This is a genomic window from Pseudomonas sp. Pseusp9, assembly GCF_059491265.1.
Genome location: NZ_CP168500.1, coordinates 1,226,180 through 1,240,001, shown reverse-complemented (window position 1 = coordinate 1,240,001; position 13,822 = coordinate 1,226,180). Strand labels below are relative to the sequence as shown.

At 58.4% G+C, this 13,822-nt stretch carries 16 protein-coding genes; 6 read left to right on the top strand and 10 right to left on the bottom strand.

The features are described 5' to 3' along the window. Positions 1–121 precede the first annotated feature (121 nt). Complete coding sequence (locus ACEN8E_RS05470) at positions 122–1,048, top strand: LysR family transcriptional regulator (RefSeq protein ID WP_495591741.1); 927 nt, start codon at positions 122–124, stop codon at positions 1,046–1,048. Here ACEN8E_RS05470 and ACEN8E_RS05465 read toward each other — a convergent pair. After that, positions 1,045–1,407 (bottom strand): diacylglycerol kinase, encoded by a 363-nt coding sequence (locus ACEN8E_RS05465; RefSeq protein ID WP_007996906.1) that lies wholly within the window; start codon positions 1,405–1,407, stop codon positions 1,045–1,047. The two genes, ACEN8E_RS05470 and ACEN8E_RS05465, sit on opposite strands and share 4 nt — an antisense overlap. Positions 1,408–1,482: 75 nt before the next feature. Continuing rightward, a complete protein-coding gene (gene erdR / locus ACEN8E_RS05460) occupies positions 1,483–2,133 on the bottom strand; it encodes a response regulator transcription factor ErdR (RefSeq protein ID WP_495591740.1) in 651 nt (216 codons plus the stop codon). Between erdR and ACEN8E_RS05455 the strand changes: the two genes are divergently transcribed. Continuing rightward, complete coding sequence (locus tag ACEN8E_RS05455) at positions 2,126–2,272, top strand: hypothetical protein (protein ID WP_495591739.1); 147 nt, start codon at positions 2,126–2,128, stop codon at positions 2,270–2,272. The genes erdR and ACEN8E_RS05455 overlap by 8 nt on opposite strands. 78 nt (positions 2,273–2,350) lie before the next feature. Here ACEN8E_RS05455 and ACEN8E_RS05450 read toward each other — a convergent pair whose 3' ends face one another. Next, entirely contained in the window at positions 2,351–3,109 is a 759-nt protein-coding gene (locus ACEN8E_RS05450) for a tRNA-uridine aminocarboxypropyltransferase (protein ID WP_495591738.1), read from the bottom strand. 188 nt (positions 3,110–3,297) lie between these two features. Here ACEN8E_RS05450 and ACEN8E_RS05445 point away from each other — a divergent pair, with 188 nt between their 5' ends. Beyond that, the gene (locus ACEN8E_RS05445; protein WP_007990204.1) at positions 3,298–3,720 is read left to right on the top strand and encodes a quorum-sensing-regulated virulence factor family protein; all 423 of its coding nucleotides are present in this window, start codon (positions 3,298–3,300) and stop codon (positions 3,718–3,720) included. On the opposite strand, the gene ACEN8E_RS05440 is transcribed toward ACEN8E_RS05445, so the two are convergent. Next, positions 3,721–3,915, bottom strand: coding sequence for a hypothetical protein (locus tag ACEN8E_RS05440; protein ID WP_057400856.1), 195 nt, complete (start codon positions 3,913–3,915; stop codon positions 3,721–3,723). It abuts the gene before it with no gap. A gap of 481 nt (positions 3,916–4,396) precedes the next feature. Between ACEN8E_RS05440 and ACEN8E_RS05435 the strand changes: the two genes are divergently transcribed. Beyond that, positions 4,397–5,515 carry an LOG family protein gene (locus ACEN8E_RS05435; protein ID WP_495591737.1) on the top strand — a complete coding sequence of 373 codons (1,119 nt, stop codon included), beginning with the start codon at positions 4,397–4,399 and terminating at the stop codon, positions 5,513–5,515. Between the two features lie 44 nt (positions 5,516–5,559). Here ACEN8E_RS05435 and recX read toward each other — a convergent pair whose 3' ends face one another. From recX to ACEN8E_RS05410, 5 genes are all read right to left on the bottom strand, one after another. Then, the gene (gene recX / locus ACEN8E_RS05430; RefSeq protein WP_008054083.1) at positions 5,560–6,027 is read right to left on the bottom strand and encodes a recombination regulator RecX; all 468 of its coding nucleotides are present in this window, start codon (positions 6,025–6,027) and stop codon (positions 5,560–5,562) included. A gap of 8 nt (positions 6,028–6,035) precedes the next feature. Continuing rightward, the gene (recA, locus tag ACEN8E_RS05425) at positions 6,036–7,094 is read right to left on the bottom strand and encodes a recombinase RecA (RefSeq protein WP_007996915.1); all 1,059 of its coding nucleotides are present in this window, start codon (positions 7,092–7,094) and stop codon (positions 6,036–6,038) included. An 83-nt stretch (positions 7,095–7,177) separates the two neighbouring features. Further along, positions 7,178–7,678 carry a CinA family protein gene (locus tag ACEN8E_RS05420; RefSeq protein ID WP_495591736.1) on the bottom strand — a complete coding sequence of 167 codons (501 nt, stop codon included), beginning with the start codon at positions 7,676–7,678 and terminating at the stop codon, positions 7,178–7,180. A 118-nt stretch (positions 7,679–7,796) separates the two neighbouring features. After that, positions 7,797–8,138, bottom strand: coding sequence for a phage holin family protein (locus ACEN8E_RS05415; RefSeq protein ID WP_495591735.1), 342 nt, complete (start codon positions 8,136–8,138; stop codon positions 7,797–7,799). A 173-nt stretch (positions 8,139–8,311) separates the two neighbouring features. After that, complete coding sequence (locus tag ACEN8E_RS05410) at positions 8,312–9,046, bottom strand: LexA family transcriptional regulator (RefSeq protein WP_495593276.1); 735 nt, start codon at positions 9,044–9,046, stop codon at positions 8,312–8,314. Positions 9,047–9,258: 212 nt separating this feature from the next. On the opposite strand from ACEN8E_RS05410, the gene mutS reads away from it, so the two are divergent. Continuing rightward, positions 9,259–11,838 carry a DNA mismatch repair protein MutS gene (gene mutS, locus ACEN8E_RS05405; RefSeq protein WP_495591734.1) on the top strand — a complete coding sequence of 860 codons (2,580 nt, stop codon included), beginning with the start codon at positions 9,259–9,261 and terminating at the stop codon, positions 11,836–11,838. Between the two features lie 142 nt (positions 11,839–11,980). After that, on the top strand, positions 11,981–12,304 hold the full coding sequence (gene fdxA / locus ACEN8E_RS05400) for a ferredoxin FdxA (protein WP_495591733.1): 324 nt from the start codon (positions 11,981–11,983) through the stop codon (positions 12,302–12,304). Positions 12,305–12,776: 472 nt separating this feature from the next. Here fdxA and rpoS read toward each other — a convergent pair whose 3' ends face one another. Continuing rightward, complete coding sequence (gene rpoS, locus ACEN8E_RS05395; RefSeq protein WP_495591732.1) at positions 12,777–13,784, bottom strand: RNA polymerase sigma factor RpoS; 1,008 nt, start codon at positions 13,782–13,784, stop codon at positions 12,777–12,779. Between the last annotated feature and the right edge of the window lie 38 nt (positions 13,785–13,822).

Genomic DNA, 13,822 nt, shown 5'->3' with positions numbered 1-13,822 from the left:
TACGTGGGACTCCTGGAGATTTTGCCTGCGCCACTGATATGCGCAATTGCATCGCATTCTAAAGGCAGAGACAATATCTGTTAAATGGATTATTAAGATAAGGGTTATCGGTTATATCGATATGCGATTTACTCTCCGTCAACTTCAAGTATTCGTCGCCGTCGCCCAGCAGGAAAGCGTATCCCGTGCTGCGGGCCTGCTCAACCTCTCGCAATCGGCGGCGAGCACCTCGATCACCGAACTGGAGCGTCAGTGCAGCTGCCAGCTGTTCGACCGCGCCGGCAAACGCCTGAGCCTCAACGCGCTCGGCAAACAGTTGCTGCCCCAGGCGGTGGCCTTGCTGGACCAGGCCAAGGAAATCGAAGACCTGCTCAACGGCAAGTCCGGCTTCGGCTCGCTGGCCGTGGGCGCGACCCTGACCATCGGCAATTACCTGGCCACCCTGCTGATCGGTAGCTTCATGCAGCGCCATCCGGAAAGCCAGGTGAAGCTGCACGTGCAGAACACTGCCAACATTGTGCAACAAGTGGCCCACTACGAAATTGATCTGGGTCTGATCGAAGGTGACTGCAGTCACCCGGACATCGAAGTACAAAGCTGGGTCGAAGACGAACTGGTGGTGTTTTGCGCCCCTCAGCATCCGCTGGCCAAGCGCGGCACGGCCACCATGGAGGAGTTGAGTCACGAAGCGTGGATCTTGCGCGAACAAGGCTCCGGCACACGCTTGACCTTCGATCAAGCCATGCGCCATCACCGCACTTCCTTGAATATCCGCCTGGAGCTTGAGCACACCGAAGCGATCAAGCGCGCAGTGGAGTCAGGTCTGGGGATTGGCTGCATTTCCAGGCTGGCTTTGCGCGACGCATTCCGCCGCGGCAGCCTGGTGCCTGTCGAGACGACGGATCTGGATCTGGCGCGACAGTTTTATTTCATCTGGCATAAACAGAAGTATCAGACCTCGGCGATGCGCGAGTTCCTCGACCTGTGCCGCGCCTTCACCGCCGGGGTTCAGCGCAGCGACGAGATCGTGCTGCCAACGATCGCCTAAAGCAGAATCACCGCCCACACCAGGGCAATCATGCTCAATGCCACGAACTGGGCGGCACTGCCCATGTCCTTGGCATTCTTGGACAGCGGGTGTCGCTCAAGGGAAATGCGGTCGATGGCCGCTTCCACTGCCGAGTTGAGTAACTCGACGATCAACGCCAACAGGCACACCGCGATCAACAACGCCCGTTCGACCCGACTGACATTCAGGAAGAACGACAAGGGAATCAGGATGACGTTGAGCAATACCAGTTGCCGAAAGGCGGCTTCACCGGTGAAGGCTGCGCGCAGGCCGTCCAGCGAATAACCGGAAGCATTGAGGATTCGTTTCAGGCCGGTCTGGCCTTTGAAAGGTGACATAGGGTGGGCAACTGACAAAAAGGAAGTGGGGAAGCTAGTTCAACCAAAGTCAAAAAAGCGTGAAGTTGCCAGCCGTTAGTGGCTGGAAATTGACTCAAGTTGTTGCAAGAGCAGCGCTGCCTGGGTCCGGGTCCGCACATTCAGTTTACGGAAAATCGCAGTGACGTGCGCCTTGATCGTCGCCTCGGAAACACTCAGCTCGTAGGCGATCTGCTTGTTCAGCAAGCCTTCGCAGACCATGGTCAGCACCCGAAACTGCTGCGGTGTCAGGCTGGCAAGACCTTCGCTGGCCGCCTTGGCCTCATCGGAAACGCTGACCGCTTCGAACGCCTGCGGCGGCCAGAACACGTCGCCATCGAGGACTGCCCGCACGGCTCTCTGGATCACACTCAAGTCGCTGGATTTGGGAATGAAGCCACTGGCGCCGAACTCACGTGACTTGACCATGATGGTCGCCTCTTCCTGGGCCGAGACCATGACCACCGGAATCTGCGGGTACTGACCGCGCAGCAGGACCAGTCCGGAAAAGCCGTAGGCCCCCGGCATGTTCAGGTCCAGCAGCACCAGATCCCAGTCTGACTTTTCCGTCAGGCGCACTTCCAGCTCGGCGATGCTCGCCACTTCCACCAGACGGACATCCGGGCCAAGGCCCAGGGTCAGCGCTTGATGCAAGGCACTACGAAAAAGTGGGTGGTCATCGGCAATCAGGATTTCGTATGTGGCCATTTTTCAAATGATCCTGTTTTTCATGGGACGCCCGATGCATTCGGACCTCGCCAAAGCAACTCAAGGCACAGCCACGGAGCTGCACTTAAAAGGCACGCTCAACGCAAAAAACGCGTTGCAAATTCTGGCCGTACCCTAATCGGCGCCAAGCATGCCCAGCGAAGCCGGGGTGGTCAAGCAGCAAGGCCGGTACACTTTATTGCAGTATCCGCGACAATCAGCCCATCAATGCTGTGACCGGCTGGACATAGGGCATCAACTCGGCGTGCGCCGGGGTCGAAACGTTCATCTCCAACTGATGTTTGGCGTCGAGGTAATGCTGGCTGAACACATCGAAGTAGGCATCCAGCGCCGAGGCTGCGGCTACATCGCCTGCAAGGTCGAGACACAGCGCCGCCACTTCCGCTGTGCACAGATGCTCGCTGCGGGTCGAGCGGCGCAACCGGTAGCGGGAAAGTTTCTCCGGCAGCAGGCTGAGGATCGGCAATCGATCGAAATAGGGGCTCTTGCGAAAGATCTTCCGTGCTTCGGTCCAGGTCGCATCCAGCAGAATGAACAACGGGCGCTTCGTGCCATCGACATCCACGCTGTTTGTCACACGCTCAGGCGCGACGTACTCCCCCGGAAACACCAGGTAAGGCTGCCATTGCGGGTCGGACAACAGCGCCAGCAACTTCGGATCGACCTCGGTACGGGACCAGATGAAGGCATGGTTGTCCGGCACCACGTCGGCGATCAGCCAACCGGTGTTGCTCGGCTTGAACACTTCCTTGTTGGTCATGATCAGGCACACGCCAGACCGGCTAGCGACCTGCGGACGCCATGCGCACAGGCAGTGACTCTCGATCACCCGGCAATCACGGCAACGCGGCGCGCGCCAGCCGCGGGCCTGAATCGGCTTGATGCCCTCCTCCTCGCGCTGATCGCGCAGGCGGGCTACGGCATTCAGGGCAAAGCGCGCGGGGGTAAGACTCATGGCGGGCAACGCCCACAGAGAAGGGAAATCGACACGAAAAACACTCGACAGGGTAAAAAGTGCCAGCAGTTTACCAGACCGCCCGGCGCAAGCCTGTACCGTCCAGCCCGCCTCCCCTATAATTCGCCGCCACTGAACGCACAGTCACGTGACGGGTCAAACCCCCATCACTGAACCAGGAGAGTTTCATGCTGCGCCTTATCGTTCCTACCGCGGCCATTTTGCTGGCGTCGTCCTTCAACGCCCAGGCTGCGTCCCTGAAAGACACGGAACTGAACAAAATGCTGCAAAACGTCGCCACCCAGAGCAGCGTCGGCACTCCACGAGCGATCAACGAAGACATACTCGATCAAGGCTACACCGTTGAAGGCAAACAGCTGATCAACCACCTGAGCGTGCAGAGCAGCCACGCCGACAAGATGCGTGCCGACCCGAAAGCGGTGTACTTCCAGCTGGGAGCTTCTGTCTGCAGAAACGAAGGGTTTCGCAAGCTGATGGCCAAGGGCGCGATCATGCGTTACGACTTTACCGAGGTGAAGACCAACCGTCCGGTCGGCTCCGCAAGCTTCCAGGAATCGGATTGCCTGCAACCCGCCAAGAAGAAAAAGTAATCACCGGGAATTGGCGCGCCGTTGTTCATCCTCGGCGCGCAATTCCGCCAGCAGCGCCTGCAAGTAATGCGAACGGCGTTCGCCGCCACGCAAACGCCGGCAGCACTCCTCTTCGAGACTCAAATGATTGGTCTCGGCTGATGCCTTCAGCAATCGATACAGCTGCGTATCGATCTCCAGAACGACTCTGGTCATGGTTTCCCGCCTCCCTGCACCTCACTCTTGTTTGAGCGATAAATCCTTGAACCGCTTGAACCGTGCGCCATGCCGTTGACGCAAAGTTGTCGTGTGACACCTGTAACTTAGTAAATCAGAGTGCGGCACATGCGACGTACGTTCGGACGAGCGGTGAAACCACCTTGCATATCGTCAATAAGCGGTTGCCAGGAAAGACTTTGTGGCGCAATGATCAAGTCAGCGCAAATCACTGTGAAGGTCTAGATTTCAGGTATCCACGTTCACTTTTTCAGGGCTGGTAAGGGGCTGCCCGTCGTTTGTCGTATTGTGCGAATGTTTCTTTCATCCAAGGGAATAACAGAACCTGTTTGGATGACCCGATGTTTTTCGGGTCAAGTAGATCGCCCAGGCATGGGCCGGGGCAGACAGCGACACAGGAAGTGTCGTGGCACCGACGTACGTTGTCGGGCCGAGGGTTCTGTGCAGAAGGAGAAGTTGAATGCCTTACCAACCGAATGACCTCCTGAGCCGTCATTTTGAAGAAAGCGGCCACGACCTCATCAGCAAGGTCGAAGAACAGCTCAAGCTGATTTCACCCAACAGCCCGAACACCCCGATCTACCGCGACATGATCCTGACCGTGCTCCGCATGGCCCAGGAAGACCACAACCGCTGGAATGCCAAGATCACACTGCAAGCCCTGCGCGAACTGGAACAGGCTTTCCGCGTGCTCGAACAGTTCAAGGGGCGGCGCAAGGTCACTGTTTTCGGCTCGGCCCGTACCCCCATGGAACATCCGCTCTACAGCATGGCCCGGGAGCTCGGTGCCGCGCTGGCGCGTTCGGACATGATGGTGATCACTGGCGCCGGTGGCGGCATCATGGCCGCCGCCCATGAGGGCGCCGGACTGGCAAACAGCCTGGGGTTCAACATCACGCTGCCCTTCGAACAGCATGCCAACCCCACTGTCGACGGCACGACCAACCTGCTGCCCTTCCACTTCTTCTTCACCCGCAAGCTGTTCTTCGTCAAGGAAGCCGATGCCCTGGTGCTGTGCCCGGGTGGCTTCGGTACCCTGGATGAAGCACTGGAAGTGCTGACGCTGATCCAGACCGGCAAAAGCCCATTGGTGCCAGTGGTGCTGCTCGACACGCCGGGCGGCAAATTCTGGCAGGGCGCACTGGACTTCATTCACCAGCAACTGGAGGAAAACCACTACATCCTGCCCACTGACATGAAGCTGGTGAAACTGGTCTACAACGTCGAAGAAGCGGTAGAGCACATCAACCAGTTCTACAGCAACTTCCACTCCAGTCGCTGGCTCAAGCACCAGTTCCTGATTCGCATGAATCACGCACTCAGCGACAGTGCACTCGAACACATACAGGTGGCTTTCGCCGACCTGTGTCTGAACGATCATTTCCATCAGCATGCCTACAGCGGTGCAGAACACGACGAAGCCGAATTCAGCCATCTGGCGCGGCTGGTCTTCAACTTCAACGCCCGCAACCATGGCCGCCTGCGTGAGCTTGTGGACTACATCAACCTGCCGGAAAACCGGGAGCAATCAAAACCCCAGGTACAGCAGCGCACCCGGGAGCCGTCAAAAGTTACCTGAGGCATAAAAAACGGCCCGCTATCGAAATAGCGGGCCGTTTCAGTTCAATCATCCATCCCACGACCGCTGAACAGGCGATTGATCATTTCCATGGAATATCCCCGATACGCCAGGAACCTGCCTTGTTTCGCTCGCTCCCGAGCGTCTGCCGGCAATTGCCCGGAGAACTTGCGTCGCCAGGTATCGGCCAGTTGCTCCTGCCAGTCGATACCGCTCTCACGCAGGGCGAGTTCAATATCGGTGCGCTGCAGGCCACGCTGGCTCAATTCTTCGCGAATGCGTAAAGGGCCATAACCGGAACGGGCGCGATAGGAAACGAAACTTTCGAGATAACGGGTTTCGGACAACAACCCCTCTTCCGTCAACCGGTCGAGTGCTGTTTCGATCATTTCAGGGAGGGCGCCGCGCTGACGCAGTTTACGCGTCAGCTCGACACGACCGTGCTCGCGTCGTGCGAGCAGGTCCATTGCGGTTCGCCGCACCGCGACGAGTGTATCGAGTACGGCGGTCATCGCTTCGATCAGATATCAGCGTCAGCCAGGTCGTCTTCGGTCTCTTTGACCGCAGAAGCTTTGGCGTCCGCAACCGATGCAGGCGACAGCAGCTTGTCACGTAATTGCTTCTCCAGCTTTGCCGCGACTTCCGGGTTATCCGCCAGGAACTTGGCCGAGTTGGCCTTGCCCTGACCGATCTTGGTGCCTTCATAGGCATACCAGGCACCGGACTTCTCGACGAAACCGTGCAGAACCCCCAGGTCGATCATCTCACCGTTGAGGTAGATGCCCTTGCCGTAAAGAATCTGGAACTCGGCCTGACGGAACGGCGAAGCCACCTTGTTCTTCACAACCTTGACGCGGGTTTCGCTACCGACGACTTCATCACCCTCTTTCACCGCGCCAGTACGACGGATGTCCAGACGAACCGATGCGTAGAATTTCAGTGCGTTACCACCGGTGGTGGTTTCCGGGCTACCGAACATCACGCCGATTTTCATACGGATCTGGTTGATGAAGATCACCAGGCAGTTGGCGTTCTTGATGTTACCGGTGATTTTACGCAGAGCCTGGGACATGAGACGGGCTTGCAGGCCCACGTGCATGTCACCCATTTCGCCTTCGATTTCAGCCTTTGGCACCAGGGCGGCCACGGAGTCGACGATGATCACGTCAACTGCGTTGGAACGCACCAGCATGTCGGTGATTTCCAGGGCCTGTTCGCCGGTGTCCGGCTGGGAAACCAGCAGGTCGTCAACGTTGACGCCCAGCTTGCCGGCGTACTCAGGGTCGAGGGCGTGTTCGGCGTCGACGAATGCGCAGGTCGCGCCGGCTTTTTGAGCCTGGGCAATCACGGACAGCGTCAGCGTGGTTTTACCGGAGGATTCAGGACCGTAGATTTCAACAATACGGCCTTTAGGCAGACCGCCGATGCCAAGAGCGATGTCCAGACCCAGAGAGCCGGTGGAGATGGCCGGGATCGCCTGACGGTCCTGATCGCCCATACGCATTACGGCACCCTTGCCGAATTGACGTTCGATCTGACCCAGGGCCGCAGCCAAGGCTTTCTTCTTGTTGTCGTCCATTAAAGTCCTCACGTAATCAATAAGGCCTGACGGCCAACACCTGTATAAGTAGCCAGTATTATTCCACAGCGTTTGAGGATCGCCTACCCCTGATTTGAGATTTCTGCCGCGGCATACCGCAGCAGCCCCTCTAGCGCGGCCTTCACCGTTTGTCGGCGCACCTCGTCGCGGTCACCGGCGAAGTATTGCAACTCGCTGAACACTCGCTCGCCAACGCCCCAGGCCAGCCATACCGTGCCCACTGGCTTGCTCCGCGAACCGCCGTCCGGCCCGGCCACGCCACTGACCGCCACGGAAAAATACGCGCGGCTTTTCTCCTGCGCGCCTTTGGCCATCGCCTCGACCACCTCGCGACTGACCGCCCCCACCTCGGTGAACAACTCCACCGGGACATCCAATTGCAGGTTCTTCTGCAGATTGGAGTAAGTGACATAACCGGCCTCGAACCACGCCGAGCTGCCCGGAATACGGGTGATCGCCTCGGCGATCCCGCCTCCGGTACAGGACTCGGCCGTGGAAACATGGGCATTGAGAATCTGCAATTGCCTGCCAAGGTCAGCGGCGAGCTGGGTGATTACTTTCACGGTCATCTCCTGATGGGGCGGGATGGGTTAACCGTACACGAGCAGACCGCACTTGCAAGCGACAGGGCTGATCAAAATGCAAAGAACCAGGGGCTCTGGAAAAGGCCTGTCGGGGGAATCAATCTTCCACGTCACCGGGCGCAACAGGAGCGATACCGATGCGCTTGGCTGCCCAACGCTCATACAGCCCTAAAACCACGTCTGTCCCGGCCATCGCCGTTAAACAACCACCCGCACAAGCCGCCCAGATGGAAACATTGGCGGCGTGCAGCAGCATGATGACCGAGGCGCCGCAAATCATGCTGGAGCCAGACCGCAGGCTCAGGCGCAGGACAAGGGGCCAGCCACGAACGCCCTCTTTATCGGCACGCCACATTTCACCGGTAACGCCACCGAGTATTGGCAGAATGATGAGCAGCCACAGAGGCATGTCCAGCAACGCATATTGCTCAGCGGTCATTTCATGCCTCCTTGAGTGAACGGTCACTCCACGTTCTTGAATAGGTAGGCCGCCAGACTATGCACCGATGCATATCAAGTCAATGCACTTACGCATTAAAAAGACGATCCAGTGCTTTCGGCGCACGAAAAAAAACCCGCTCGGGAAGCGGGTTTTATTCGAACGCAGGGGTATTAGCGAGCGTACATACCCCACCAGAAGACATGTCCGAGGATAACTATCGGCTCCCCCTGGATTTCCTGGAAGGTGTAATCTTCGTCCGGATGCTCGTCACGATTGAAACTGCGCAGTCGGATGCCAGTCGGCAGACGATAAAGCTGCTTCACCCGCAATTGGCCGTTGTGATTGATTGCATAAAGGTCGCCGTCAACGATATCGCCGATGCCGCACTTACCGGCATTGACCCCGACCGTAGCACCGTCGCGCAGTACCGGCAACATGCTGTTGCCCCGCACTGTCACGCACTTGGCCTGGTCGAACTGCACACCGTTATGGCGCAGGCTTCGCTTACCGAAGCGCAGGCTAGAGCGCTCGCTTTCTTCGATGACGAATCTTCCCGATCCTGCGGCCAATTCAACCTCGCGAAGAAAGGGGACCGAGACCTCGTCGTCATCGACAGGGGTATCGTCATCCCACAGACTTATATCCTTGAGCTCCGAATGCACCGGAGCGCGCCCGGCATTAGCGACAGGCGCGACGTCCGCGCGGCCACGCAGCTGGTCGGTGCTCACCGAGAAATACTCGGCGATCTTCGAAATATGCTTATCCGAAGGATCGACGATTTTCCCGCTGAGAATACGCGAGAGCGTGGATTGAGGCACGCCGGTACGACGATGAAGCTCCGTAGGGGAGATCCCGTGCTGATCGAGCAATGCTCTTAATACGGTAGATACGTTGCGTTTTTGCATAATGCGCATAGTGCTTGTTCTTTTCGAAGAAGACAAATGCCGAATTGCATAATCGATGCATAACGTGATTTTTTTGCATCGTAAAAGATGTCACCGGGCCGTGGCGCCTGCGTCGGGCAGACCGCCCATGGTAACCTTGCGCCCATCGCGGAAAAGCCCGGCCGTTGCCCCGCTTTTGCCCCACCTCTTTCAACGAGCTTCCTGACAATCCGATGAATAAAGCCGTCTCCGACCTTTCCTCCCACACCCCGATGATGCAGCAGTACTGGCGCCTGAAAAACCAGCACCCGGACCAGCTGATGTTCTACCGCATGGGCGACTTCTACGAGATCTTCTATGAAGACGCGAAGAAGGCCGCCAAGTTGCTGGACATCACCCTGACCGCCCGCGGGCAGTCGGCCGGGCAGGCGATTCCGATGTGCGGGATTCCTTACCATGCTGCCGAGGGTTACCTGGCAAAACTGGTGAAGCTTGGCGAATCGGTGGTGATCTGCGAGCAGGTCGGCGACCCGGCCACCAGCAAAGGACCGGTGGAGCGGCAGGTCGTGCGCATCATCACGCCGGGGACGGTGAGTGACGAGGCGCTGCTCGACGAACGTCGGGACAACCTGATCGCCGCCGTTCTGGGTGATGAGCGCCTGTTCGGCCTGGCGGTGCTGGACATCACCAGTGGCAACTTCAGCGTGCTGGAAATCAAGGGTTGGGAAAACCTGCTGGCGGAACTGGAGCGGGTCAACCCGGTGGAACTGCTGATCCCGGATGACTGGCCCAAGGACTTGCCGGCGGAAAAACGCCGCGGTGCGCGTCGCCGTGCGCCCTGGGACTTCGAGCGCGATTCGGCGCTGAAAAGCCTGTGCCAGCAATTTTCGACCCAGGACCTCAAGGGCTTTGGCTGCGAAAACCTGACCCTGGCGATCGGCGCCGCCGGTTGCCTGCTGGCCTACGCCAAGGAAACCCAGCGCACCGCCCTGCCCCATTTGCGCAGCCTGCGTCATGAGCGTCTGGACGACACCGTGGTGCTCGATGGCGCCAGCCGCCGCAACCTGGAACTCGATACCAACCTGGCCGGGGGCCGCGACAATACCCTGCAATCGGTGGTGGACCGTTGCCAGACCGCCATGGGCAGCCGTCTGCTGACCCGCTGGCTGAATCGCCCGTTACGCGATTTGACGGTGTTGCTGGCGCGTCAGACCTCGATCACTTGCCTGCTCGATGGCTACCGCTTCGAAAGATTGCAACCGCAGCTCAAGGAAATCGGCGACATCGAGCGGATTCTTGCGCGAATCGGCCTGCGCAATGCCCGCCCGCGCGACCTCGCCCGCCTGCGTGACGCCCTCGGTGCACTGCCCGAGCTGCAAGTGGCAATGACGGAGCTCGAAGCGCCGCACCTCCAGCAACTCGCCACCATCACCAGCACCTACCCGGAGCTGGCGGCCCTGCTGGAAAAAGCCATCATCGACAACCCGCCCGCCGTCATTCGTGACGGCGGCGTGCTGAAAACCGGTTACGACAGCGAACTCGACGAACTGCAGTCGCTCAGCGAAAACGCCGGACAATTCCTGATCGACCTCGAGGCGCGGGAAAAGGCCCGCACCGGCCTGTCGCACCTGAAGGTCGGTTACAACCGCATCCACGGCTACTTCATCGAACTGCCGAGCAAGCAGGCGGAATCGGCACCTGCCGACTATATTCGCCGCCAGACGCTCAAAGGCGCCGAGCGCTTCATTACGCCGGAACTCAAGGCGTTCGAAGACAAGGCATTGTCAGCCAAGAGCCGTGCCCTGGCCCGCGAGAAGATGCTTTACGAGGCGCTGCTCGAAGACCTGATCGCCCAGTTGCCACCGTTGCAGGATACTGCTGGCGCCCTGGCCGAACTGGATGTCTTGAGCAACCTGGCCGAGCGTGCACTGAACCTCGACCTGAACTGCCCGCGCTTCGTCAGCGAACCGTGCATGCGCATCAGCCAGGGTCGTCACCCGGTGGTGGAGCAAGTACTGACCACGCCGTTTGTGGCCAACGACCTGAGCCTGGACGACAACACCCGCATGCTGGTGATCACCGGCCCGAACATGGGCGGTAAATCCACCTACATGCGTCAGACCGCTTTGATCGTACTACTGGCGCACATCGGCAGTTTCGTGCCGGCGGCCAGTTGCGAATTGTCGCTGGTCGACCGCATCTTCACCCGGATCGGCTCCAGCGATGACCTGGCCGGCGGGCGTTCGACCTTCATGGTGGAAATGAGCGAAACCGCGAACATTCTGCACAACGCCACTGAACGCAGCCTGGTACTGATGGACGAAGTCGGGCGTGGCACCAGCACCTTCGACGGCCTGTCCCTGGCATGGGCGGCGGCCGAACGCCTGGCGCACCTGCGTGCCTACACGCTGTTCGCCACCCACTACTTTGAACTGACCGTCCTGCCGGAAGCCCAGCCGCTGGTGGCCAACGTGCACCTCAATGCCACCGAGCACAATGAACGCATCGTGTTCCTGCACCACGTGCTGCCGGGGCCTGCCAGCCAGAGTTACGGCCTGGCCGTTGCGCAACTGGCGGGTGTGCCGAGTGAGGTCATCACCCGTGCTCGCGAGCATCTGAGCCGCCTGGAAGACACCGCCCTGCCCCATGAGGTGCCTGCACCTGCCAAAGGCAAACCGGCTGCGCCGCTGCAGAGCGATCTGTTTGCCAGCCTGCCGCACCCGGTACTGGAAGAACTGGCCAAGCTCGATCTGGACGACATGACACCACGTCGTGCTCTCGAAATGCTCTATACACTAAAGACACGGATCTAACGCAGCGGCTTGCAAGCTGTTAGAATCTCGCGCGGTTTGGGATGCTGCTGGCTAATAGCCTGGCCAGCAGACTATCGCTCCCGAACCTGGCGACCCCTACGAGAAGGGGCGCAGCAAGCCGCGCCTGAGGAGAAAATTAGAAATGACCTTCGTCGTCACCGACAACTGCATCAAGTGCAAGTACACCGACTGCGTAGAAGTCTGTCCGGTGGACTGCTTTTACGAAGGCCCGAATTTCCTGGTGATCCACCCGGATGAGTGCATCGATTGCGCGCTGTGCGAACCTGAATGCCCTGCCGTGGCTATCTTCTCCGAAGATGAAGTTCCGGCCGGCATGGAAAACTTTATCGAGCTGAACGCTGAGTTGGCCGATATCTGGCCGAACATCACCGAACGCAAGGACCCGCTGCCCGATTCCGCAGATTGGGATGGCAAGACAGGCAAGATTGAACACCTGGAACGCTGATCACCCCCGCGTTCCCGAAAAAGGCCCCACAAGGGCCTTTTTGCTTTTCTGCAGACAAAAAAAGGGGCGGTTTGACCCGCCCGCATTTTTTCCCTATTCCCTGTGTTCCTATTCATCGTCCTGATGAATCGCTTCCTGCGATGTCCTTTCCCCTCATCCTTGAAGGGTGCGTCTGTCCGTCGACACAGCCTGAATATTAGAGTCTTCCCCTCCGGAATCAATCGTCACCAGGTGCGAAATCTAACTGTCACACACCATCAATAATAAAAAAATAACCTTAAAAATTATAAAGATAGACGCATGCGACGCTCAACATAGACGACTGTCAGGGTGTAAAAATAACGAACACCTACGCAAGAGTAAGCCACGGCTTACAGCACGAAACCACAATCCAGAGCGGATTCCGCCTCCCGGGCCGGGCAAAAAAAACCCCGAGCCAGTCGGGGTTTTTCATGCCATCGCAGTGAGCGCCTTACTGAAACAGCGACTCGCTCGACAGGCCATTTTTTTCCAGGATCTCGCGCAACCGCTTCAAGCCTTCCACCTGAATCTGTCTGACCCGTTCCCGAGTCAGGCCAATTTCCAGGCCAACATCTTCAAGGGTACTGCTTTCATGACCACGCAGGCCAAAGCGGCGTACAACCACCTCGCGTTGTTTGTCGGTCAGTTCCGAGAGCCATTGATCAATGCTCTGAGACAGGTCGTCGTCCTGCAACAGTTCGCATGGGTCGGTCGGGCGTTCGTCTGTCAGGGTGTCCAGCAGGGTTTTATCCGAATCCGGACCCAGCGAGACGTCGACCGAAGAAACCCGCTCGTTTAGGCCGAGCATACGCTTGACCTCTCCCACCGGTTTTTCCAGCAGGTTGGCGATTTCTTCGGGTGAGGGTTCATGGTCGAGTTTTTGCGTCAGCTCCCGCGCAGCGCGCAGGTACACATTCAACTCCTTGACCACATGAATCGGCAACCGGATGGTCCGGGTCTGATTCATGATTGCGCGTTCGATGGTCTGGCGAATCCACCAGGTCGCGTAGGTCGAGAAGCGGAAACCGCGTTCCGGATCGAACTTCTCCACCGCCCGGATCAAGCCGAGGTTGCCCTCTTCGATCAGGTCCAGCAGCGACAGCCCACGATTGACGTAGCGTCGGGCGATTTTCACCACCAGCCGCAAGTTACTTTCAATCATGCGTTTGCGCCCGGCCGGATCGCCACTTTGCGACAGGCGCGCAAAATGAACTTCTTCTTCGGGTGACAACAGGGGAGAGAAACCAATTTCATTGAGATACAGCTGCGTGGCATCAAGTGCTCGCGTGTAGTCAATGTACTTGTGTTGTTTCAACGATGCGGAGTGTTTGGATTTGGCACGAACGGAAGGTGGAGCCGCCCCTTCATCATTCGACATCGAATCCGTATCGATGCTGCTCTCCATCAGGAGAACCTCATCGTCGATGTCAAACTCCGGCACTTCTTTACTGAGAGCCATTGTTATAGTCCTTTGGTGAGTTCGACCTCAAGCTCAAG